The following is a 21085-nucleotide window of genomic DNA, read 5'->3' as shown; positions in this document are numbered from 1 at the left end:
CTGCTCCGGTTGCTTCCGGAGAAGGAGAGCGCCCTCCTCGCCGGGGAACGAGGAGGGCGCTCTGGTGCGGAGTAGGGTCTCGGGACCTCAGACCCGGCGCGTCATCCGGCGCCTTCGCGCCGGTGCCGGTCTTCGGCGAAGGGAATGAACTCGGCCCGGTCGTGCGGCCTCACCGCGGCGGCCCCGGCGTCGAACTCGACGCCCGGGCTCGGGGCGGTCGGCACGAAGCAGTCCTCGCGTCGACCTCGGGCGCGCCCGGCACCGAACGGGGCGCCCTTCAGGGCGCGGTAACCGCGCTCGACGACCTTCTCGGCGGCGGGGTGGAAGTCCTCGGTGGTGGCAAGGCGGGCCATGCGCATACGCTGGTGTCCTCTGTGGTGAGAGAAAGCGTTTTCACAACATCAGTCACCATACCTGCACGTTACCGAACAGTCAATGCCCGTGAGGAAACGGAACCGGACGGGAGCCCCGGCTACTCGACCGGCGCGGCGAACACCTTCGCTGCATCGTCGACGTCCAGCCGGATCGTCTCGGCCGCGGTCGAGACGACGATATCGCCGTCGCTGCGGTCGACCACGACCTCCGCCAGCGGGTCGATCCCCGCGCCGTGGAGCTCGGCCAACAGGTCGGGATGCGTCTGCACCGACTCGCACAGGCGCGTCACGCGCACCTTCGAGCCCGGCGCGACCACGCTCAGCGGCCGCTCGTCGCGCTCGTCGAGCACGACCTCGGCGGCCGAATCGAGCTCCTGGAGCCCTGGGATCGTGTTGCCGTAAGGCGAGCGGGTCGGGTGTTCGAGCAGCTCGTAGACGCGCCGCTCCACCGAGTCGCTCATCACGTGCTCCCACTTGCACGCCTCGTCGTGGGCCTCGACATACGACATGCCGATGACGTCGACCAGGAGCCGTTCGGCCAGCCGGTGCTTGCGCATGACCGCGACCGCCTGCTTGCGGCCCTCCTCGGTCAGCTCCAGGTGCCGGTCGCTCTTGACGTTGAGCAGGCCGTGGCGCTGCATCCGCCCGACCGTCTGGGAGACCGTCGGGCCGCTCTGATCGAGCCTTTCGGCGATCCTCGCGCGCAGCGCTGGGACGCCCTCCTCCTCCAGTTCGAGGATCGTGCGCAGATACATCTCGGTGGTGTCGACGAGGTCCGTGGTCACAGCTTCGTTCCTTCAGTAAGGCCGCTCGGGTGCGACTCGGCCGAATCACGGCCTGCGGGCGTCTTCGAGAGCGCCCGCGAGCCGCCGTTCGGCTCAAGCCGCCGAGCGGGTGGGTCAAGTGCCGCCAGACCCCCTGTCCACGTCAATCATATATGCCGATCACGCCACATACTCAGCGAGCCGACCCGCGTAGTCAGGCTGACGCAGGCGGTGCAGCGCGTTCTTCTCGATCTGGCGCACCCGCTCGCGGGAAAGACCGAAATCAGCCGATACCTCCTCGAGTGTGCGCTGGCGGCCGTCGTCGATGCCGAAACGCAGGCGCAGCACCGTTTGTTCCCGCTCTGGCAGGCTGGCGAGCACGCCCGCGATGTGGCGGCGCAGCAACGCGTAGGAGACCGAGTCGTCGGTGGGCCTCTCCCGCGGCATGTGGGCCACCAGGTCGCCCAGCGCGGTCGAGTCGTCCTCGCCGACGGTCTGGTCGAGGCTGACCGGCTCGCGGTCGTACGACATGAGCTCCAAGACCTTGCCGGGGGCGACCTCGAGCTCCGCGGCGATCTCCTCGTGGCCGGGTTCGCGGCCCAGCTCGGCGAGCAGGTCCTGGCGGGCCCGGTTCATCCGCTTGATCTGGTCGACGGTGTGGGCCGGCACCCGGATCGTCCGGGACTGGTCGGTCACCGCGCGGTTGATGGCCTGGCGGATCCACCATGTGGCGTACGTGGAGAACTTGTAGCCCTTCTGGTAGTCGAACTTCTCGACTGCCCTGATGAGACCGAGGTTTCCCTCCTGGATCAGGTCCAACAGGCTCATGCCGTGGCCCGAGTAGCGCTTCGCGACGGACACGACCAGGCGCAGGTTCGATTCGAGCATGCGCTGCTTCGCCGCCCGCCCCTGGGCGGCGATCTGTGCGAGGTCGCCTCGCAGGTCGGGGTCGGTGGTCTCGCCGATGCGCCGCTCGGCCATGAGGCCGGCCTCGATCGCCTTGGCGTATTCGACCTCTTCGGAGGCCGTCAGGAGCCGGTGTTTGCCTATCCCGTTGAGGTAGGCGCGCACTGGGTCGCCGGAGTACTCGGCCGCACGTTGAGCCGGCCGCTGACGGATGCTGTCGACGGGTGCCATCGTTGGTTCGCCTTTCGCTGCTGACCCTCGCGGGCGGAGGTGGTTCCGCACCTCACCCGGTGTGCACCGGGTGTCGGGGTACCAGCTTGCAGCGGAAGACGGCGATTGAGTTCCCTCAGCGCGAAGGGTGGCACGATACCGGGAGACAACCTCAGAACCTGGGCTTCGGGGCCTCCCAGCGGTACCTGATGGCAACCAGCCGTACGACAAAGATCGTCGCGACGGCGGTCGCCGACAAGGTGACGGTCCCGATCTGCGACTCCCAGGGCGCGCCGATCGCGACGATGATCGAGCCGACCGCCGCGGGGAGCGCGTAGAAGTCCTCGTGCAGCACCGCCGGGATCTGCTGAGTAAGGACGTCCCGCAGAATGCCGCCACCGACACCGGAGAGTACTCCGACGATGCAAGCGGCGTACGGGGAGAAACCGAACGCGAGGCCCTTCGCGGTGCCGACCACCGTGAACAGCGCGAGCCCGGCGGCGTCGAGCACGAGCATCGAGGTGCGCAGGCGCGACAGCGCCGGGTGGAAGAAGAACACGGCGATCGCGGTGAGCACGGCGACCGAAGGGTAGCGCCAGTCGGTGAGCAGCAGCGGGGGCGCGTCGATGAGCACGTCGCGCAGCGTCCCGCCGCCGATGGCGGTGATGACGCCCATGACGGCGACGCCGAACATGTCCAGCCGCTTGGCGACCGCGGCCGAGGCCCCGGAGGCGGCGAAGACGGCGGTGCCGACCAGCTCGGCGACCAGCGTCGGAGAAAAGGGCTCCACCCAGGCGTTATAGCAGGCAGAGCCCGGTCACATCTCTCTCATCGGACGATGGAGAGACGCAGCCTACTTCTTCATCTTCGCGTAGATCTCTTTGCAGCTGGGGCAGATCGGAAAGCGGTCGGGATCGCGCGTGGGCACCCACATCTTCCCGCACAGGGCCTTGACGGGGACGCCGTCAACCATGGCGGCCATGAGCTTGTCCTTCGGCACGTAGTGCGAGAAGCGCTCCTCGTCGCCGTCCTCGTAGGTGTAGTCCGGCTGGATCTCGGTCTGCTCGTCGAGCATCGTGGAACCGCCGGTGGTGGGAAGCTCGCTCACGTCAAACTCACTCCTCGTTCGCGGGAAAGACATGTCAAGTCTGCCACGTGTCGGGTGCTATTCCGAATCAAGCATGCGGTGCTCGGGCGCGGGGAGGTCCTGGGCGCGGCGCTCGTGGCGCACGAACAGGCTGCGCTTGTCCTTGGCGAGCCGGTCGTTGGCGAGCAGGACCGCCAGCCACGGCAGCACCGCCATGCCGACCAGGCCCAGCGGGAGCCACAGCCACAGCAGCGGCGCCTTGACGATCACTAGGACGCCGCAGGCGATCACCAGAAGCGCGCGAATCGACATCATCACGACATAGCGGATGGTCCTGATCCGGAGTTCCTCGTCCGGCGACATCTGCGCGTCGGTGATGACCGTTGCCTTCTCACGCCGTCCCACCCTTCGAGCCTACGCCGAGGCGATGCGACATGATCTGAGGTATGAGAGCTGTTGTGCAGACCGTCAGCGAAGCCGAGGTCACGGTCGAGGGTGCCAGCGTCGGCGCGATTCGCGACGGCCTCCTCGTCCTGGTCGGCGTCACCCATTCGGATGGACTCGACGAGGCGCGCTGGATCGCCGACAAGATCTGGCGGCTCCGCATTCTGGCGGACGAGCGGTCGGCGTCCGATCTGGACGCGCCGATCCTCCTGGTCAGCCAGTTCACCCTCTACGCGGACACGCGCAAGGGCCGTCGGCCATCCTGGCTCGGCGCCGCGCCGGGCCCGGTCGCCGAGCCCCTGGTCGACGCGGTCGCCGACGCCCTGCGCGACCTCGGCGCCCACGTGGAGACCGGCAAGTTCGGGGCCATGATGGAGGTCCGCAGTGTCAACGTCGGCCCCAACACCATCCTCCTGGAGCGCTGAACGTGATCGTCCTCGCCCCTTAGAATCGAGCGGGTTGTCCGTCCCGAGCAAGAAGGAGCCCGCATGATCCCGGCCGCCCCGCCCGAATCGCTTCCGTCGCTTCGGGTCTGGCAGCGCAAAGCCATGGTCGCCTACCACCGGGACCAGTCGGACGACTTCCTCGCGGTCGCGACCCCCGGAGCGGGCAAGACCACGTTCGCGCTCCGCATCGCCTACGACCTTCTCGCGGACGGCACGGTCGACACCGTCACCGTCGTGTGTCCCACCGAGCACCTCAAGGTCCAGTGGGCCGGGGCCGCCGCGAACTTCGGCATCCAGCTCGACCCGTCATTTCGCAACGCCGACGTCCACAACGCCGCCGACTTCCACGGCGCCGTGATCACCTACGCGCAGGTCGGCGCCGACCCCGCCGTCCATCGCAGGAGGACGCTCGCGAGACGGACCCTGGTCATCCTCGACGAGATCCACCACGCCGGCGACTCCCGATCCTGGGGGGAGGGCGTCCAGACCGCGTTCGAGGAGGCCGAGCGGCGCCTGGCGCTCACCGGCACGCCCTTCCGCAGCGACGACAACCCCATCCCGTTCGTGGAGTATGAGGACGCCCCCGACGGCTCCAAGTGCTCCCGCGCCGACGCCCTGTACGGCTACCGGGACGCGCTGTCCGACGGCGTCGTCCGCCCGGTCATGTTCATGGCCTACTCGGGCGAGGCGAAGTGGCGCTCCAGTGCCGGGGACGAGTTGGCGGTGCGGCTCGGGCAGCCGCTGACGAAGGATTTGACGAGCCAGGCGTGGCGCACGGCGCTCGACCCGGCGGGGGAGTGGATCAAGCAGGTCATCCGCGCAGCCGACAGGCGCCTCGGCTCGTTGCGGGCGGCGGGGATGCCCGACGCCGGCGGCCTCATCATCGCCTCCGACCAGAACACCGCCCGGGCCTACGCGGGGATCCTCAAGCGCGTCACCGGCAAGAGTGCGGTCATCGTGCTCTCTGACGACGCCGGGTCCTCGGACCGGATCGCGAAGTTCGCCGCCTCCGACGACGAGTGGCTCGTCGCGGTGCGCATGGTCTCCGAAGGCGTCGACATCCCGCGGCTCGCCGTCGGCGTGTACGCCACGAACGCGCAGACACCGCTGTACTTCGCGCAGGCCATCGGTCGCTTCGTGCGGTCGAGGAGGCCCGGGGAGACGGCCTCGGTGTTCCTGCCGAGCGTCATCCCGCTGCTCCAGCTGGCCGAGAACCTGGAGGCCGACCGGGACCACGTCATCAAGCCGAAATCGGAGGACACCGACCCCGAGATGCTGCTGGAGCAGGCGCAGCGCCAGCTCAACGAGGGCACCGAGCTCGGGGAGCGCGAGACCCTGGAGAGCAGCGCGGAACTCGATCAGGTGATCTTCGAGGGAGGCTCGTTCGGGCTGCCGGTGCAGGCGGGGAGCCCCGAGGAGCAGGAGTACCTGGGGCTGCCGGGGCTGCTCACCTCGGAGCAGGTGCATCTGCTGTTGCAGAAGCGGCAGCGGGAGCAGATGGCGAAGCAGAAGAAGTCGTCGAGCGGGGCGCCTGCGGCGAAGCCGTCGGCCGAGCCGCCGATGACGAACGCGCAGCGGCGCCTGAAGCTGCGCAAGCAGCTGAACGCGTTGGTGGGGGCCCAGTCGTTCGCTTCGGGCGAACCGCACGGGAAGATCCACGCGAAGCTGCGGTCCTCGTGCGGTGGCCCGCCCAGCGCGCAGGCCACGATCGAGCAGTTGGAGGAGCGGATCGCCACGATCCGCTCCTGGTGATTCCGGCTTGGAAAAAGGCGAGCTCGGACGGTGGGGACCGTCCGAGCTCGCCTCGAAGCCTGCGTGCGCGCTAGTTCTCCGACGCCATGAGGTCGGTGCCGCGCCACTCGAATTCGGGGTCGGCGTTGAAGTCGATGGCGATCGGTACCAGCTTCTCGGCGTACTGGTTCGCGTGGTGACCGCAGAAGACAAGGTCGCTGCCTTCCGCGAGCATGACGCGCAGTTTTGCCGCGGCGCTACACCGATCGCAGCGCTCGCCCGCGATCGGACGTTCCTCCGTCTTGGGCGGGGGCGTCAGGGTGGATGTCATACCAGGTCCTCCGCTGCGTTCGGTAGTCGTTGGTTCTTACGTCGGTCCGTTGACCGGCTAGTCCCGTTCAACGCCTGCACTGTACTACCTCTTCCCTAGCCCGGCTTTGTGAGACTCGGCTCACGTCGCCCTAGATCGCGATAGTTGTTCCACACCGTAGCCCACGATTCCGACAACGGCAACCTGGCGGGGCGACCGCCGGGCCACCTGTTCGAGTGATACGGGCCGGGCCGAGACGAGACACCGGAATCCGTTCTGGAGGCCCGTGAGGGCCTTGTAGGGAGCGGATACCCGGCGGCGGCGCGGCCTAATCGAGGTAGTCGCGGAGCACTTGCGAGCGGGACGGGTGGCGCAGCTTCGACATGGTCTTCGACTCGATCTGGCGGATCCGCTCGCGCGTGACGCCGTAGACCTGTCCGATCTCGTCGAGCGTGCGCGGCTGGCCGTCGGTGAGGCCGAACCGCAGCCGGACCACCCCGGCCTCGCGCTCCGAGAGGGTCTGGAGCACCTGCTGTAGCTGGCCCTGCAAGAGCGAGAACGAGACCGCGTCGACCGCGACGATCGCCTCGGAGTCCTCGATGAAGTCGCCGAGCTGCGAGTCGCCCTCGTCGCCGATGGTCTGGTCCAGGCTGATCGGCTCGCGCGCGTACTGCTGGATCTCGAGGACCTTCTCCGGGGAGATGTCCATCTCCTTGGCCAGTTCCTCGGGAGTCGGCTCGCGGCCCAGATCCTGAAGCAGCTCGCGCTGTATGCGGCCGAGCTTGTTGATGACCTCGACCATGTGGACCGGTATGCGGATGGTGCGGGCCTGGTCGGCCATGGCGCGGGTGATGGCCTGCCGGATCCACCAGGTGGCGTACGTGGAGAACTTGTAGCCCTTGGTGTAGTCGAACTTCTCGACGGCGCGGATGAGGCCGAGGTTGCCCTCCTGGATCAGGTCGAGGAAGGCCATGCCGCGGCCGGTGTAGCGCTTGGCGAGCGAGACGACGAGGCGGAGGTTCGCCTCCAGCAGGTGGTCCTTGGCGCGGTCGCCGTCGCGGACGATCCACTCCAGGTCGCGTCGGACCTGTGTGGGGATCTCCTCGCCCGCCTCACGCATCTGCTTGAGGCGCTCGACGGCGTACAGACCGGCCTCGATGCGCTTGGCGAGCTCGACCTCCTGGGCCGCGTTCAGCAGCGGCACCTTGCCGATCTGCTTGAGGTAGGCGCGGACCGAGTCGGCCGAGGCGGTCATCTCGGCGTCCTTGCGGGCCTGCTTGAGCGCCTCGGAGTCCTCCTCGTCCCACTCGAAGTCGTTCTCGTCGGGCTCGTCGGAGTCCTTGTCCTTCTTGGAGGCCTTCTTCGCGGTGGCCTTCTTGGCGGCCTTCTTGCGAGTGGCCTTCCTGGCCGGGGCGGCGGCCTCCTCCTCGGCGGCGAGGGCCTCGGCGGCCAGCTCGTCCTCGGACTTGGGGGCGGCGGTCTTCTTGGCGGTCTTCTTCGCCGCCTTCTTGGCGGTCTTCTTCGCCGTGGTCTTGCGGGCGGCCTTCTTCGGCGCTTCGGTCTCCTCGACGTCGCCTGCGGCGGACTTCGATGCCGCGGTCTTCTTGGCGGCCTTCTTGGTCGACTTCTTCGCGGTCTTGGCGGTGGCGGTGCGCGAGGAGGTGGCGGTGCGGGCGGCGGGGACTCGCTTGCGGCCGGAGGAGGAGCCGTCGACCACAACGGTGACGTCGGCCTCGGCAAGCGCTCTGAGGACCAGCTTGCCCTGGGCGGGGGAGACCTGGGCCGACTCCAAGACTTGAGCGACTTTCGCGGACGTCAGCTGTCCATCGCTCTCGCGGGCCAGTTCGAGCAATGAGTCGGTCAAAGAATTGACGTCAGTGCCGTTGGGACGTGCGTCAGTCACGAGCAACCTTCCGAGGCAATGGCGGGCACGGCGAAGCCGGGCTCCATGGCGGGTGAGCATTGGATATTGGGTCGGCAGCCCAGGTCGCTACACGACCGGGCAGGCGTGAATTGTAGCGCCGAAAAACGCTATCGGCCCGTCCGTGTTGCCGTTTCGAGCTGTGTTTCCGCATTTTTGGTGGCAATGTCATTTGTTCGAGGGGTGTGACGGCGACCTATTCTACCGCGCAGGTCCCCTCCGGCAGCGTGATGCCACTGCCCAGCGCGAACGACTGGCGCGCATCGGAAGTGGAGCGGGCCTCCTTGAACGCGTTGCCGAGGACGATGGTGATCGGACCCTCCCATTCCAGGTTGAATCCGTCGCGGCCTCCGTAGAAATAGGCGTGGGTGTGGAGGCCGGCGGCGTACTGCTCGGGACCGTACTTCACCAGCGCCGCCTCCCCGACCTCCTCGTCGGTGTCGCCCACTTCGACGACGACGAAGCCGCGGTCCTCCAGTTGGACGGCGGCCTGGTCGGCCAGGCCCGGGCGGTCCGTGCCGTTGAGCACGACGATCTCGATCTCCGGGGGGTCGGGGATGGGAGCGGTCTTGATCTCGACTGCTCCGGGCTGGCAGTCGCTCCCGCTGCTCAGTTGCGAGTCGTTCCTAATTGCCCACAAGGTCGCCACCGCTGCCACCAGCGCCAATGCGCACAAAAACGTCAATGCGCGGATACGAGCGATTCGCACTGCGGCCTCCCGGACTCTCGATGTAGTCCAAAGGCTATCGTGCGCACGGCGCCCTCGTGGGCGAGAGGCGGTACACTCGCTGCTCTCGCCACAGACGTGTTTCTCGCCACATTGGGGATGAAAAAGCGAGCGACATGGTGTATACGAATGGACTGCACGCGGTAAGGTACGCCGCCTGCAGGGACGGACAGAAGCCCGCCAGGAAACCGAAGTCGAACCGAGCGTCGCCGTGGCCGCCAATCCACGGCTCAGCGCGCGTCACCGTGGCTGCCCTCAGCGACACCCGCCGCAGCCATCGGAGTCGCTCCGCTTCGACACGCCTGTACACCTGTGCCAGAAGAAAACCAATGGGAGTGGAAGACGATGGCAACCGACTACGACGCCCCGCGCCGGGACAAGGAAGAACCCACCGGCGGCACCGACAGCATCGAGGCGCTCGCCAAGGGCCGCAGCGATCAGTCGGGCGCGGTGGACGTCGATGAGGCCGAAGTGGCCGAGAATTTCGAGCTGCCCGGCGCCGACCTCGGCGACGAGGAGCTCTCGGTCAAGGTCCTGCCGATGCAGAACGACGAGTTCCGCTGCTCCAGCTGCTTCCTGGTCCACCACCGGAGCCAGTACGCCAAGGAGAAGAACGGGCAGCCGATCTGCAAGGACTGCGCCTAGCAGCGAACCGGAGAACGCGCCTGGAACCAGGAGGTCACTGCGACCGGCCTCCGGCGCGGCCCCCGAATCGAGACGGCTCAGGCCACCTCAGCCCTTCGAACGACCAATGCCTCCCGCAGCCCCTCGGGGTTGCGGGAGGAGACCACCCAGTACGGCGTGGGGTCCTCGGGATCGTCGAGGACGATCCGCACTCCGCGCCTGATCCACGGCCGCTGCACCACGAACGCCAAGGGGTGCAGGGCGGCGCCCAGAGCATCCGAGAAGGCCACCGGGTCGAGCACCTGGACCTCGGCCACTGCCGAGGCCGGCAGCTTCGCGTCGTCGACGTGCAGCCACGTCTCGGGGCCCTGTTCGGCGACGCTGACGCGCAGGCGGCCCAGCCACCACGCCCCGATCAGGGGCACGACGAAGACCGCCGCGCTGAGCGCGATCCGCCACCAGCGCAGGTCGCCGAAGTTCGACAGGCCTGCGGCGGCGGCCGCCGACACGACCGCGGCCAGCCAGCCCGCCCAGGACAACCGCATCCGCTCGGCGTACCGTTCTCTGCTCTCCATGTTTGAGACGATATCCCCACCCGCGGGGAGGCCCGCGAGCCGTGAGCAGGCACTGTGAGAGGAGCCCGAAAACCGTGAACGAGGACGTGCCCGTCAGCATCAGGCGCATCGACCCCGACCTGCCGATGCCGAGCTACGCGAACCCCGGCGACGCCGGGGCCGACCTGTACGCCGCCGAGGGCGTGGAGCTCGCGCCGGGCCGCCGCGCTCTGGTGGGGACCGGCCTGGCCGTGGCCGTCCCGGAGGGCTACGTCGGGTACACGAACCCGCGCTCGGGCCTGGCGCACCGGATCGGCGTCACCATCGCGAACGCCCCGGGGACCATCGACTCCGGTTACCGCGGCGAGATCAAGATCAATCTGGTCAACCTGGACCCGGAGCGGACCGCCGTCATCGAACGCGGCGACCGTATCGCACAATTGGTCATCCAACCGGTTGTCCGAGCCCGCTTCACCGAGGTCCCAGAACTGACCCCGACGCGGCGCGGCGAGAACGGCCACGGTTCCACCGGCGGTCACCGCCGACTCGCAGAGGAGAACGAACGTGTTTAGACGGCGACGGTCGTCGAAGAAGCAGCGCCCGGCCGAAGGCGCGGTCCTCGACTCGCTGGCCGAGAGCGGCGAAGAGGTGGCCCGCGAGGCCACCGAGGGGCCCTTTGACGTCGCCGACGCCCCCGAGGACGAGGTGCGGCGCATCGACCTCGGAGCGCTCCGCCTGCCCGTGCCCAAGGGCGTGGGCTTCCAGGCGCAGACCGACGCCAAGGGCAATATCAGCCAGGTCGTCCTCACCACCGGTTCGTCGGCCCTCCAACTGCTGGTGCGCGCGGCTCCCCGCACCGACGGGATCTGGGAGGAGATGCGCGACGAGCTGACCGGCCAGGTCACCGGCCAGGGCGGCAAGGTCGACGTCGTCGAGGGCCGCTGGGGCACCGAGCTCGTCGCCCAGGTCACGACCAAGAAGGGCACCAACTCGGTCCGCTTCGTCGGCATCGACGGGCCCCGCTGGTTCGTCCAGGCGACCTTCCAGGGCACGCGCGCCCTCGAGGAGGACGCCGCGCCCGAGCTCGACGAGGCCCTGCGCAACGTCGTCGTCGACCGAGGCAGCGCCGCGATGCCAGTCAGGGAGCCGCTGCCGCTGAAACTGCCGCCGAAGATGGCCGAGGAGGCCGCGGCGCGCATCGCCCAGCGCAAAGCCGAGGGCGGCGACGGCACGCGCGCCATCGTCGCGGCCGGCGACACCCCGAAACCGAAGGTGCGGCGCAAGCCCTCGCCGCGTCCGCGCAAGCGTTAGGACCGCCGTTGAGCGGGCGCGAGAACGCCGAACCCGGGTGGAAGCTGTGGATGCGCCGCCTCGCGGTGCCCTCCCAGGAGCTCTTCGCCGAGAACGTCAGGCGCGAGACCGACACCGACTACACCCCCGTCGACCGCTTGGAGGCGCGCCGGCCGGCCGCCGTCGCGGGCCGGCTGCGGACGGTCGTGCTCCGCACCGAGGGCCGCTCGCCGTCGGTCGAGGCCGAACTGTTCGACGGCACCGGCCAGGTCGGACTGGTCTGGATGGGCCGACGGCGTATCGTGGGTCTGGAGGCCGGGACCAGGATCGTCGCCCGCGGGCGGGTGGCGCAGGGCAGTGACGGCCGATTCGTCATCTACAACCCGATCTACGAACTTCGCCCCTGAGGCACCCGGAAGGCACTCCTTGAGCACCGAGACTTCGCCGCGCACCGAAGACCCCGATCAGCTGCCGCCGTTCACCGAGCAGCTCTCCCAGCAGCTCGGCGGCGTCAAAGGCGTCGTCGAAGCCGCAGTCCCGATCACGCTGTTCGTGGTCCTCAACCCGATCTTGAACGGCCACCAGTTCGGCCCGGTCAACGGACTCCAGCTGGCGATCGTCATCTCGGCTGCCAGCGCGGTGGGCATCGCGATCTGGCGGGCGGCCCGCAAGGAGCCGATCCGCTATGCGCTCAACGGCCTGTTCGGGATCGCGCTGGGCGCCTTCCTGGCCTGGCGCAGCGACGACGCGAGGGACTTCTACCTGCCCGGGATCATCCAGGGCGGGATCTACGGCTTCCTGCTCATCGGCTCGGCGCTCGTCCGGCACCCGATCATCGGCTGGATCTACGCCGTGGTCGCGCAGGGCGGCAAGAAGGAGTGGCGGGAGAACAAGCCGCTGGTGGACGTCCTGTGCCAGATCACGATCCTGTGGGGCGCGGTGTTCATCCTCAAGAACACGCTGCGGGTGTGGCTGTACTGGATCAACGCGGAGAACGCGCTGGGCCTGGTGACGCTGTTCGGCGGCTGGCCGGTGACGATCGCGCTGACGGCGTTGACGATCTGGGCGGTGCGCCGCAAGATGAAGACGGTCTCGGCCGAGGCCGAGACCGCCTTATCCGCACCGGCGGGTGCGGACCCGGTTGGGGAAGGTCCGCAGGCCGGCCGCTATGAGGGCAGACAGTCCATCTCAGGCATCGACGACAGCGAGCCGCTGACGTTGAATCCGAACGTGACCGATCCGCCCGAGGCGATGGACTGGTTGTATCCGACCGGTTCGGCCGTCTCCACGCCGCCGGACCGGGAGTGCTCGGCGTTCCAGATGTTCGTTACGGCGACGTCCGAGTTCGATGGCCAGGACCAGTGGAGCGTCCAGTCGTCGACCGTCTGCGTTCCGGAGTTGGACACCGTGACCTGGACCGTCGCGCCCGAGCCCCAGCTGTTCACCGTGGCGGTCGCCGAGCAGCCGAGTTCGCCGCCCGGCGTGCCCGGGTCGGTGGGCTCGTCGGACGTGGGGTCGTCGGTGGGCTCACCGGAGGTCGGGTCGTCGGTCGGCGGGTCGGTGGGGCCGCCGGGGCCGAACCAGACGTCGGAGCAGGAGTAGAAAGTCTGGTCGAGGTGGCTGGCCTGCCAGACCACGTAGACGATGTGGCGGCCGGTGCGCCCGGGTGCGCTGACGGGGATGTCGACGGTTTCGCCCGGTTCGTAGACGCCGGTGGTGACGACCCGTTCGAGGTCGCCCCAGCCGAGCGGCTCGCTCGCGGCGTCGAAGCCCTGCTCGGTGACGTACACCCAGTAGTAGTCGCCGCCGTGGGTGGCCACGTCCTCGTAGTGGAGCGTGAAGTCGTTGTTCAGCGGTGTCGTGTGCCAGGCCCCCACCGCGTCGAGCGAGTTGTAGCGACCGCTCTCGGCTTGGCCGCCGGAGCACAGCTGGCCGTCGGGGATCCGGCTCTCGTGCTGGCCCTGCATCCCTTCTCGCAGCAGTCCGTTCCAGTTCCACATGGCGTTGGGGTTGTCCTGCCAGGCCTGCCAGCACATGGGGTCCTCTTGGGCCATGTCCGGGTTCTGGAAGTCGTCGCCCCACCGCTCCCAGCAGCTGTAATGCCGGGAGGGCGGACTGGTGGCGGTGCCGTGGCCGGAGGCTGGCTGGATGAACAGCATCGCCGAGGCGCCCGCTGTGAGTGCCGCCGCGAGCGCGACGAGGATCCGTACGAGGCGTCGTTTGCGTGGTCTGAGCATGATAGCGCTCCCAATAAATTAGGATATCGACACCTTTAAATGTAAATGGACGTGGGTCGTCCTGTAAAGCCCTCAGACGGATTAACCGGTGATTCAGCGTGTCTTGCCCAGGATCACCGCGCGAGTAGCGTCTTCGGCGTCCTCGTTGCAGACGAAGACGAGCTCGTCGCCGGACTCCAAGGTGTCGTCCGGGTTGGGGGCGATCACTCTCCGCCCGCGGATGATGGCCACGAGCGCGACGTCGCGTGGCAGCGGCACCTCCGCGACCGTTCGGCCGACGTGCGGCGCGTCCAGCGGCAGCGTGATCTCCACGATGTTCGCCTGGGACTGGCGGAAGGTCAGCAGCCGCACCAGGTCGCCGACGCTGACCGCCTCCTCGACGAGAGCGGCGAGCAGACGGGGCTTGGAGACCGAGACGTCGACGCCCCACTCCTCGTTGAACAGCCACTCGTTCTCGGCGCGGTTGACGCGCGCGACCACTCTCGGCACCGCGAACTCCGTCTTCGACAGCAGGCTCACCACGAGGTTGACCTTGTCGTCGCCCGTCGCGGCGACCGCCACGTCGCAGCCTTCCAGGTGGGCCTGGCGCAGGTTCTCCAGCTCGCAGGCGTCGGCCAGGAGCCATTCGGCCTCGGGGACGCGCTCGGGACGCATCGCCTCGGGGTCGCGCTCGATGAGCAGGACCTGATGGCCGTTGCCGACCAGCTCAGAGGCGATCGAGCGGCCCACGTTGCCCGCTCCTGCGATGGCGATGCGCATCAGACACCTCCCTGCGGGGCCCGGCCGGCGATCGCGGCGACCTGCTCGGCGCCGTCGTCGGCCACGAGCATGAACACCTGGTCGCCGTCCTGCAGCACGGTGGACTCCGTCGGCAGCGTCGCGCGCCCGAATCTGGTGATGTAGGCGACGCGGTGGCCGGTGGCCTGCTCCAGATCGGTCAGCAGGTGGCCGACCCAGCCCTCGTCGCACAGCACCTCGACCATCGACAGCGTCGCCGTCGGATCGCGCCACAGCTCCTGCTGCTCCTCGGGCAGCAGGTGGCGCAGGAGCCGGTCGGCCGTCCAGCGGACCGTTGCGACGGTGGGGATGCCGAGGCGCTCGTAGACCGAGGCGCGCTGGGAGTCGTAGATGCGGGCGATGACGTTGCCGACGCCGTAGTTCTCGCGGGCGACGCGCGCGGCGATGATGTTCGAGTTGTCGCCCGAGGAGACCGACACGAACGCGTCGGCCCGCTGGATGCCGGCCTTGGCGAGCACCTCGCGGTCGAAACCGATGCCCCGGACGGTCGTCTCGTCGAAGTCGGGGCCGAGGCGGCGGAAGGCCTTGGGGTTCTGGTCGATCACGCCGACCGTGTGCCCGCGCTCCACGAGGCTTCGCGCCAGCGTCGATCCCACGCGACCGCAGCCCATGATCACCACATGCACTCGGCTCACTCCCTCCCAGGCGGTTTCGGTGCGACCATACCGCCCCGTCCCTTCCCCACAGCGACCACGCTACCCGCCGCCGTCAGCCCCGACGCCCGGATCGGAGCCGCGCCCCGAGACCGACGCACTCTCACCGCGGGCCGTCCCGGGACGTTACGCTACGGCCGTGACCCGGTCCCTGTCCGTTTTCAAGCGCCTGCTCGTGGGCGAGCCGTTCACCTCCGAACGGCAGCACTCCCTCGAGCTGTCGAAGCGGTACGCCATTCCGCTGCTCGCGGTGAACCCCATCTCCTCCATCGCCTACGCCCCCGAGCAGGTCTTCCTGATCATGGCCGCTGCGGGGACGGCCGCCTACGCCTTCTCGGTGTGGACGGGCCTGGCCGTCGCCGTAGTCATGCTCACCGTGATCGCCTCCTACCGCTACACGGTCCAGGCCTACCCGGGAGGAGGCGGCGACTACCGGGTCGTCACCGCCAACTTCGGACCGCGCGCGGGCACGCTCACCGCCGCCGCACTCGTCCTCGACTACATCCTGACCGTCGCAGTCTCCGTCGCAGCGGCCGTCTCCAGCCTCGCCGTGCTGTGGCCGGGCATGCGCGAATGGCGCGAATGGGCCTGCGTGATCGCCATCGTGCTGCTCACGGCGTTCAACCTGCGCGGCTGGCGCGTCCCGGGCCGGGTCGCGGCCGTCATCGCGCTGGCGTTCGTGGTCGGCATGGCCGCACTGGTCCTCGTGGGACTCGTGCGCATCGCCGCAGGCGACGAACTCCACCCGCTCTCGGCCGATTTCACCGCGGTCGGCGAGGCCTCGGAGCAGACCGCCGCCGCGCTGCTCGTGCTGTGCGCCCGCGCCTTCGCGGCCGGGTCTGTCGCCGTCACCGGCATCGAGACCTTCACGACCCGCGTGCGGTTCTTCCGGCCTCCAAAGGGCCGCAACGCCGCCATCGCCATCACCGCGGTCGGCGGCGTCACCGTGGCGCTGTTCGTCGGCATCGTGTTCCTCGCCTACCTCGTCGGCGCCCAGTCCTCGTCCGACCCGCAGCGCCAGCTCGCGGGGGTGCCCGAGGACTACGTCCAGATCCCGCTCATCGGGCAGCTCGCCGGGGCCGTGTTCGACTCCCGGGCACTGGTGCTGTGGCCGGTCATGCTCGCCACCGGCAGCGTGCTCCTGCTGGCCGCCAACACCGCGTTCGTCGGCTTCCCGCAGCTGGGCAGCGTGTTCGCGCAGGACTCGCTGATGCCGCGCCAACTCCACAAACGCGGTGACCGGCTGGTGTACTCCAACGGGATCATCATCCTGGCGGTGGCGGCGTCGATCCTCGTCGTCGTCTTCGGCGGCGCGACGTTCCGCCTCATCGGCCTGTACATCGTCGGGGTGTTCCTGTCGATGGTCCTGGCCCACGCCGCGATGGTCCGCCATTGGCGGCGCGTGCTCGACGTCGAGAGGGACGCCTCCCGGCGCGTCCGCGCCCGCCGGGCGCGGCGCACGGCGTTCGCCGCGGCGCTCCTGTGCGCGATCGTGCTCGGCATCGTCGCCGTCACCGACTACCGCCGAGGCGGGTGGATCGCGGTCATCATCATCGGCCTGTGCTACTCGCTCATGTGGTTCGTCTCGCGGCACTACAAGTTCGTGGCCGAAGAGACCGAGCTGCCGCAGGCCAAGCCGCGCCTGCCATCGCGCAACCACGCGATCGTGCTGGTCTCCAGCGTCAACCGGCCGCTCATGCGGATGCTGGCCTACGCAAAGGCGACCCGGCCCGACACCATCACCGCGTTGACGGTCAATGTGGACGCGGCGGCGTCGCGCGCCCTCCTGGCCGAGTGGGAGCGACGCACGATCGGCGTCTCGCTCACAGTCGTCGACTCGCCGTTCCGCGAGATCACCGGCCCGATCGTCGACTACGTCAAGGCGACGCGCCGAGATGCGCCCAGGGACGTGGTGACCGTCTACCTGCCCGAGTACGTCGTCGGGCACTGGTGGCAGCGCAAGGGCGACACCCGCAACTACTTCCCCTGGTCGGGCTGGCTGCTGCACAACCAGACCACGAAGGCGATCCAGAGGCAGCTCAAGTACGTCCCCGGGGTCATGATCGTGACCGTCCCCTGGATCCTGGGGGAGAACCACGAGGCCCCGCCGCTGCGCCGCATCCGAAGATGACGATGCCCCGGAGGCCTCTCGACCGCCGGGGCTCGAACCGTGTGCTCAGCTCGCGTGGACGTCCAGGTAGTCGATGTTCGGAAGGCCGCCGGAGCCGGTGGCCGCCAACCGGATCGTGTTGGCGCCGGAGTCCAGCTGCACGGTGAGCGAATTCGTCGACCAGTTCGCCCACGCTCCCGTGGACTCGAACGAGGCCGACTGCACCGCGGCGCCGTTCACCTCCACGCTCGCCGGGCGGGCGGCGGAGCCGCCGTTGGCGAACCGGATCTCCAGCGTCGCCGTTCCCGCACCGGCCGCGTCGATCGTGAACTGCGCCGCCGCTCCGGTGGTGTTCTCGGTGTTGCAGAAGCCGCTTCCGGAGTACCCGGGGTGGTTGGAGTCGATCGTGCCGTCGCAGCTCGCCGACGGTCCCTCCGCCTCGTAGCGGCCCGGCTCGCCCGTTCCGCCGCCGTCGCCGGTGAAGTCGGCGCCGAGGTTCGCGTAATCCCTTGGTCGCAGGAAGTCCGTTTCCCTGATCGAGCCGTCGGCTCCGCGCGCACCGGTGATGGCCGAGGTGCTGGTGCCGACCAGGTCGGCGTCGCTCCAGCTGCCCTTGATGTCCCAGGAGTTCCCGCTGCCGCCGGACGAGCCGAGGTTGACGCCGCCGCCGTTGCTCAGCGACAGGTTCCGGTCCAGCGTCGAGGCGGACCGGTTGAAGATGAACCCGCTCCCGCCGTTGCGCCAGGCGGTGTTGTTCTCCAGACGCAGCGAGGCGGTGTTGCCGTTGTCGATGAAGCCGCCCACGGCGTTGTCGAAGGCGATGCTATTGCTCACGAGGTGGTCGGCGTCGCCGCGGCCGAGCTTGAAACCGTTGCCGTCGCCTTGCCAGTCGGGGAAGCCCCATCGGTTGAAGCCGTTGCCCCAGGCGACCGAGTCCTCGACGCGGATGGGGCTGAGGAAGTCCCAGGTGTCGAACCCGTCGTCGGCGTTGTTCCACAGCCGCGCCCCGATCACGCGGTTGCCCGAGCCGGAGCCCTGCTTGATGGCCAGGCCGTCGGCGCTCTCGCCGTTCTTGCGCGGGTCGCGGTTGCCGTAGCTGTCGAGGTTGACGACCTGGTTGTCGCTGGAGTCGAGCACGATGTGCAGCCCGGTCTCGTAGTTGTCGCGGGTGACCAGGTCCCGGTAGACGTTGTTGCTGGACTCGATGGCGAAGATCCCATAGGGCCCGTTGATGATCTCCAGGCCCTCGAATCGCCACCAGTCACCGCCGACGTGGATCGCGCCGCGCTCGATGCGCGGGTAGGACTCGCCGACCGGTGCGGGTGTGTTCGGCATGTTCTCGCCGTCGATGACCACATGCTCGCCGTTGTAGGCGCGCATGGTGATCGGCTGCGATGCGGTGCCGTCCTTCTGGACGCGGACATTGGTGCCGGGGCTGTAGGTGCCGCCGCGGATCTGGATGACGGTGCCGGGCTCGGCCAGGTCGACCGCGCGCTGGAGGGTCCGCAGGGGCGCGGACAGGCTCCCGGGGTCGCCGTCGTCGCCGTCGACGGCGACGGTGAGCGTGTTCGTCTGCGCCGCGGCGGGATGGGCGAGCGCCGCGGCGGCGAGCAGGCCCAGGACAGTGACGCCGATTGTCACTGATAGCGCTTTCAAGCGTGAGCGCGAGCTTCGGTTGCCGATGGACATGGGAGTGCCTCTCTCGAACGGGTGCCGGCCGTATGCAAGCGATTGCAGGTCTACTGGGCGAGTACTCTAGCGACCGGCGGAGTCACAAGTCAACTATTCGCATATGTCAATTGATAGGGTCGAACGCCGGACCGCGCGCCGAACCGGGCACGAGCCCGAAGTCATCCGCGCGCGCACCGCCTCCGCCGGAGACGCCGCGGGTAGTAACCTGGCGGGCGTGCTTTCACCGGGTCGGGTGGGCCGCCGACGCCGTCGGGCGGCCCCGGCCCACAGATCAGGGGATGATGAGGACGATGATCGTCACGGTCGGGGACGTCGCTGCCGGAGGCCACTGCGTGGCCCGCGTCGACGGCGAGGTGTACTTCGTCCGCCACGCCCTGCCGGGCGAGCGGGTGCGCATCGAGGTAACCGACCGCAAGAAGCGCTTCGCCTTCGCCGACGCCGTCGAGATCATCGACCCCTCGCCCGACCGCGTGGAGGCGCCCTGCCCCTACGCCGGACCCGGCAAGTGCGGCGGCTGCGACTTCCAGCACGCCGCCCCCGAAGCCCAGCGGCGCCTCAAGGCCCACGTCCTCGCCGACCAGCTCACCCGCATTGGCGGCCTCGACCCCGCCCGGCTCGAAGGCCTCGAGGTCGAAGAGCTCCCCTGGAAGGAAGGCGCCCTCGGCTGGCGCACCCGCATGCAGTACGCCGTCGACGCCGACGGCAAGGCCGGCCTGCGCAAGCACAAGTCCCGCGACATTGTCCACATCGATCAGTGCGCCATAGCCACCGAGCCCATCCGCTCGGCCAAGGTCCTCGCCCGGGACTGGAAGGGCCTCGGCGCCGTCGGCGTCGTCGACTCCGACGACGACAAGCTCGCCGTTTACACACAGATGCGCCGCACCTCCCGGCCGCACCACAAGAGCGGCCCCAAGACCGTCCACCAGCGCGTCGCCGACCTCGAATTCGATCTCGCCTTCGACGGTTTCTGGCAGGTCCACCCCCTCGCCGCCGAGACCTTCCTCGACTGCGTACTCGACTTCCTCCAACCGCGCGAAGGCGAGTCCGCCTGGGACTTGTACGCAGGTGCCGGCGTCTTCGCCGCAGGCATCGCCGGCGCCGTGGGCGAGACGGGCCGCGTCGTGGCCGTGGAGAACGCCAAGTCCTCGCACACCGCCGCCAACCTCGCCGAATGGAAGAACGCAGGCGCTATCGACGGCGATGTCGCCGAGACCGTTCCCGCCCTCGGCGGGGTCGACGTCGTGGTCCTCGATCCGCCGCGCAGCGGTGCCGGTGCCGACGTCGTGGCCGCCATGGTCACCGCCCGGCCCAGGGCGATCTGCTACGTCGCGTGCGACGCGGGGGCGCTGGCCCGCGACGTCAAGACCTTCGCCGAGCACGGCTGGGAGCCGACGCGCCTGCGCGCCTTCGACGCATTTCCGATGACGCAGCACTTCGAGACAGTGGCGCTGTTCGAGCCCGCCTCCTGAAGCGACGAAAAATCGGATTCGCTGCCCGGGCACGGCCGTGATCGCCACAATGAGGCGATGACACCTTCGAATCCGGTCGTGGCCGCGCTCGTTGACGCCGTGAACTCCGGCGACCGCACGGCATTCTTCGACCTGCTGACCGGCGACGCGACGCTGACCGACGACGGCGTCGAACGCGACCTGTCCGAATGGAGCGAGGCGAACCTCTTCGAAGCAAACGCCCGCCTCATCCCGACGCGCGAGGCCATGGGCGGCTCGCGGCTCATCGTCGAAATCAACGATGACAAGTGGGGCGAGATGACGACCTACTGGGACTTCACCGTCGACGGCGACAAGATCGGCCGCATCGACACAGGCCAGGCCGCCGCCATCGGCGAGTCCTGACCACCCGGCGCGGCCGCGTTGTCTGAGCTTCAATCGGATCAGCGACGAAGCGGAAGGCGCTGCGTGGGGGTGATCGGTCGGCGTGCCGGTGGTGTCGGGGCGGGCTTCAGGCGAGCAGCGATGAAGAGCTGAGTGGGGGCCGGGGGTGCCCTGTCGGCCACGGAGGCCGGTCGTGGGGACCAGGAGCAGGAGCAGGAGCAGGGAGCGGGACTCTCGGGTCCGGTTCGGCGACTGTGGCGGGCGCTGTGGCTGCGGGTTCGGTGGCGGTGAGGGGATGCCGGTTCGGGGCGGCCGGGTGCGGGTTTCGGGCCGGTCGGGTGTGGAGACTTGGGGCACTTTGGGTGTGGTGTTCTG

The 21085-nt window shown here is 68.9% G+C and carries 23 protein-coding genes and 1 pseudogene; 10 read left to right on the top strand and 14 right to left on the bottom strand.

All coding sequences use genetic code 11. The annotated features are described in order from the left end of the window. Positions 1 to 101: 101 nt before the first annotated feature. The 6 genes from L0U85_RS17640 to L0U85_RS17615 all read right to left on the bottom strand — a co-directional run bounded on the left by L0U85_RS17640 (position 102) and on the right by L0U85_RS17615 (position 3746). Positions 102 to 353: a hypothetical protein gene (locus L0U85_RS17640; protein WP_241379071.1), complete on the bottom strand. Its 252-nt coding sequence runs from the start codon at positions 351 to 353 to the stop codon at positions 102 to 104. Positions 354 to 472: 119 nt separating this feature from the next. Next, positions 473 to 1159 carry a metal-dependent transcriptional regulator gene (locus L0U85_RS17635; RefSeq protein WP_347177475.1) on the bottom strand — a complete coding sequence of 229 codons (687 nt, stop codon included), beginning with the start codon at positions 1157 to 1159 and terminating at the stop codon, positions 473 to 475. Positions 1160 to 1318: 159 nt separating this feature from the next. Next, positions 1319 to 2275 (bottom strand): sigma-70 family RNA polymerase sigma factor, encoded by a 957-nt coding sequence (locus L0U85_RS17630; protein ID WP_241379070.1) that lies wholly within the window; start codon positions 2273 to 2275, stop codon positions 1319 to 1321. A gap of 151 nt (positions 2276 to 2426) precedes the next feature. Further along, entirely contained in the window at positions 2427 to 3044 is a 618-nt protein-coding gene (locus tag L0U85_RS17625; protein WP_241379069.1) for a TRIC cation channel family protein, read from the bottom strand. A 63-nt stretch (positions 3045 to 3107) separates the two neighbouring features. Continuing rightward, complete coding sequence (locus L0U85_RS17620; protein ID WP_277605997.1) at positions 3108 to 3329, bottom strand: DUF3039 domain-containing protein; 222 nt, start codon at positions 3327 to 3329, stop codon at positions 3108 to 3110. A 90-nt stretch (positions 3330 to 3419) separates the two neighbouring features. Beyond that, on the bottom strand, positions 3420 to 3746 hold the full coding sequence (locus L0U85_RS17615; RefSeq protein WP_241379067.1) for a DUF3099 domain-containing protein: 327 nt from the start codon (positions 3744 to 3746) through the stop codon (positions 3420 to 3422). 41 nt (positions 3747 to 3787) lie between these two features. On the opposite strand from L0U85_RS17615, the gene dtd reads away from it, so the two are divergent. Together dtd and L0U85_RS17605 are read left to right on the top strand one after the other, a co-directional pair. Next, a complete protein-coding gene (gene dtd / locus L0U85_RS17610) occupies positions 3788 to 4210 on the top strand; it encodes a D-aminoacyl-tRNA deacylase (protein ID WP_241379066.1) in 423 nt (140 codons plus the stop codon). A gap of 63 nt (positions 4211 to 4273) precedes the next feature. Further along, positions 4274 to 5983 (top strand): DEAD/DEAH box helicase, encoded by a 1710-nt coding sequence (locus L0U85_RS17605; protein ID WP_241379065.1) that lies wholly within the window; start codon positions 4274 to 4276, stop codon positions 5981 to 5983. 70 nt (positions 5984 to 6053) lie between these two features. Here the strand turns inward: L0U85_RS17605 and L0U85_RS17600 are convergent, their stop codons facing one another. The 3 genes from L0U85_RS17600 to L0U85_RS17590 form a co-directional block, all read right to left on the bottom strand. Further along, the gene (locus tag L0U85_RS17600) at positions 6054 to 6293 is read right to left on the bottom strand and encodes a hypothetical protein (protein ID WP_241379064.1); all 240 of its coding nucleotides are present in this window, start codon (positions 6291 to 6293) and stop codon (positions 6054 to 6056) included. 307 nt (positions 6294 to 6600) lie between these two features. Beyond that, positions 6601 to 8175, bottom strand: a complete 1575-nt coding sequence (locus tag L0U85_RS17595; protein WP_347177474.1) for an RNA polymerase sigma factor — start codon at positions 8173 to 8175, stop codon at positions 6601 to 6603. A 214-nt stretch (positions 8176 to 8389) separates the two neighbouring features. Continuing rightward, positions 8390 to 8878 (bottom strand): LytR C-terminal domain-containing protein, encoded by a 489-nt coding sequence (locus L0U85_RS17590; protein ID WP_241379062.1) that lies wholly within the window; start codon positions 8876 to 8878, stop codon positions 8390 to 8392. Between the two features lie 387 nt (positions 8879 to 9265). On the opposite strand from L0U85_RS17590, the gene L0U85_RS17585 reads away from it, so the two are divergent. After that, a complete protein-coding gene (locus L0U85_RS17585) occupies positions 9266 to 9565 on the top strand; it encodes a DUF4193 domain-containing protein (protein ID WP_241379061.1) in 300 nt (99 codons plus the stop codon). A gap of 77 nt (positions 9566 to 9642) precedes the next feature. Here the strand turns inward: L0U85_RS17585 and L0U85_RS17580 are convergent, their stop codons facing one another. After that, a complete protein-coding gene (locus L0U85_RS17580) occupies positions 9643 to 10119 on the bottom strand; it encodes a DUF3093 domain-containing protein (protein ID WP_241379060.1) in 477 nt (158 codons plus the stop codon). 74 nt (positions 10120 to 10193) lie between these two features. Here L0U85_RS17580 and dut point away from each other — a divergent pair, with 74 nt between their 5' ends. The 4 genes and pseudogenes from dut to L0U85_RS21440 form a co-directional block, all read left to right on the top strand. Beyond that, on the top strand, positions 10194 to 10670 hold the full coding sequence (dut, locus tag L0U85_RS17575) for a dUTP diphosphatase (protein WP_241379059.1): 477 nt from the start codon (positions 10194 to 10196) through the stop codon (positions 10668 to 10670). Continuing rightward, a complete protein-coding gene (locus L0U85_RS17570; RefSeq protein ID WP_241379058.1) occupies positions 10663 to 11409 on the top strand; it encodes a DUF3710 domain-containing protein in 747 nt (248 codons plus the stop codon). The genes dut and L0U85_RS17570 overlap by 8 nt, the downstream gene beginning before the upstream one ends. An 8-nt stretch (positions 11410 to 11417) precedes the next feature. Next, complete coding sequence (locus L0U85_RS17565; protein ID WP_241379057.1) at positions 11418 to 11795, top strand: OB-fold nucleic acid binding domain-containing protein; 378 nt, start codon at positions 11418 to 11420, stop codon at positions 11793 to 11795. After that, a pseudogene (locus L0U85_RS21440) lies at positions 11746 to 12414 on the top strand (DUF3159 domain-containing protein); the annotation flags it as partial. The gene L0U85_RS17565 and the pseudogene L0U85_RS21440, both read left to right, overlap by 50 nt. 140 nt (positions 12415 to 12554) lie before the next feature. On the opposite strand, the gene L0U85_RS21435 reads toward L0U85_RS21440, so the two are convergent. The 3 genes from L0U85_RS21435 to L0U85_RS17550 all read right to left on the bottom strand — a co-directional run bounded on the left by L0U85_RS21435 (position 12555) and on the right by L0U85_RS17550 (position 15049). Next, the gene (locus tag L0U85_RS21435) at positions 12555 to 13547 is read right to left on the bottom strand and encodes a lytic polysaccharide monooxygenase (protein WP_347177477.1); all 993 of its coding nucleotides are present in this window, start codon (positions 13545 to 13547) and stop codon (positions 12555 to 12557) included. Positions 13548 to 13718: 171 nt separating this feature from the next. Further along, positions 13719 to 14384: a TrkA family potassium uptake protein gene (locus L0U85_RS17555; protein WP_241379055.1), complete on the bottom strand. Its 666-nt coding sequence runs from the start codon at positions 14382 to 14384 to the stop codon at positions 13719 to 13721. Continuing rightward, positions 14384 to 15049 carry a TrkA family potassium uptake protein gene (locus L0U85_RS17550; RefSeq protein WP_347177476.1) on the bottom strand — a complete coding sequence of 222 codons (666 nt, stop codon included), beginning with the start codon at positions 15047 to 15049 and terminating at the stop codon, positions 14384 to 14386. The genes L0U85_RS17555 and L0U85_RS17550 overlap by 1 nt, the downstream gene beginning before the upstream one ends. Before the next feature lie 166 nt (positions 15050 to 15215). On the opposite strand from L0U85_RS17550, the gene L0U85_RS17545 reads away from it, so the two are divergent. Continuing rightward, positions 15216 to 17207 carry an APC family permease gene (locus L0U85_RS17545; RefSeq protein WP_241379053.1) on the top strand — a complete coding sequence of 664 codons (1992 nt, stop codon included), beginning with the start codon at positions 15216 to 15218 and terminating at the stop codon, positions 17205 to 17207. A gap of 45 nt (positions 17208 to 17252) precedes the next feature. Here the strand turns inward: L0U85_RS17545 and L0U85_RS17540 are convergent, their stop codons facing one another. After that, positions 17253 to 18827: a carbohydrate-binding protein gene (locus L0U85_RS17540; RefSeq protein ID WP_241379052.1), complete on the bottom strand. Its 1575-nt coding sequence runs from the start codon at positions 18825 to 18827 to the stop codon at positions 17253 to 17255. A 341-nt stretch (positions 18828 to 19168) separates the two neighbouring features. Here L0U85_RS17540 and L0U85_RS17535 point away from each other — a divergent pair, with 341 nt between their 5' ends. Together L0U85_RS17535 and L0U85_RS17530 are read left to right on the top strand one after the other, a co-directional pair. Further along, positions 19169 to 20347 carry a TRAM domain-containing protein gene (locus L0U85_RS17535; RefSeq protein ID WP_241379051.1) on the top strand — a complete coding sequence of 393 codons (1179 nt, stop codon included), beginning with the start codon at positions 19169 to 19171 and terminating at the stop codon, positions 20345 to 20347. Between the two features lie 57 nt (positions 20348 to 20404). Next, complete coding sequence (locus tag L0U85_RS17530; RefSeq protein ID WP_241379050.1) at positions 20405 to 20731, top strand: hypothetical protein; 327 nt, start codon at positions 20405 to 20407, stop codon at positions 20729 to 20731. Positions 20732 to 21085 lie beyond the last annotated feature (354 nt).

Origin of the sequence: Glycomyces sp. L485 (assembly GCF_022548875.1) — a bacterium.
Classification (GTDB): Bacteria; Actinomycetota; Actinomycetes; order Mycobacteriales; family Micromonosporaceae; genus Glycomyces.
Note: the sequence above shows the minus strand (reverse complement) of the source record. Positions and strands in the feature narration are given on the sequence as shown.

Bases quoted from the DNA above. Each gene is read 5' to 3' on its own strand.
- L0U85_RS17620 (WP_277605997.1), bottom strand. From the start codon at position 3,329: ATGCTCGACGAGCAGACCGAGATCCAGCCGGACTACACCTACGAGGAC.
- L0U85_RS17605 (WP_241379065.1), top strand. From the start codon at position 4,274: ATGATCCCGGCCGCCCCGCCCGAATCGCTTCCGTCGCTTCGGGTCTGG.
- L0U85_RS17535 (WP_241379051.1), top strand. From the start codon at position 19,169: ATGATCGTCACGGTCGGGGACGTCGCTGCCGGAGGCCACTGCGTGGCC.
- L0U85_RS17600 (WP_241379064.1), bottom strand. From the start codon at position 6,293: ATGACATCCACCCTGACGCCCCCGCCCAAGACGGAGGAACGTCCGATC.
- L0U85_RS17555 (WP_241379055.1), bottom strand. From the start codon at position 14,384: ATGCGCATCGCCATCGCAGGAGCGGGCAACGTGGGCCGCTCGATCGCC.
- L0U85_RS17630 (WP_241379070.1), bottom strand. From the start codon at position 2,275: ATGGCACCCGTCGACAGCATCCGTCAGCGGCCGGCTCAACGTGCGGCC.
- dtd (WP_241379066.1), top strand. From the start codon at position 3,788: ATGAGAGCTGTTGTGCAGACCGTCAGCGAAGCCGAGGTCACGGTCGAG.
- L0U85_RS17640 (WP_241379071.1), bottom strand. From the start codon at position 353: ATGGCCCGCCTTGCCACCACCGAGGACTTCCACCCCGCCGCCGAGAAG.
- L0U85_RS17580 (WP_241379060.1), bottom strand. From the start codon at position 10,119: ATGGAGAGCAGAGAACGGTACGCCGAGCGGATGCGGTTGTCCTGGGCG.
- L0U85_RS21435 (WP_347177477.1), bottom strand. From the start codon at position 13,547: ATGCTGTTCATCCAGCCAGCCTCCGGCCACGGCACCGCCACCAGTCCG.
- L0U85_RS17530 (WP_241379050.1), top strand. From the start codon at position 20,405: ATGACACCTTCGAATCCGGTCGTGGCCGCGCTCGTTGACGCCGTGAAC.
- L0U85_RS17585 (WP_241379061.1), top strand. From the start codon at position 9,266: ATGGCAACCGACTACGACGCCCCGCGCCGGGACAAGGAAGAACCCACC.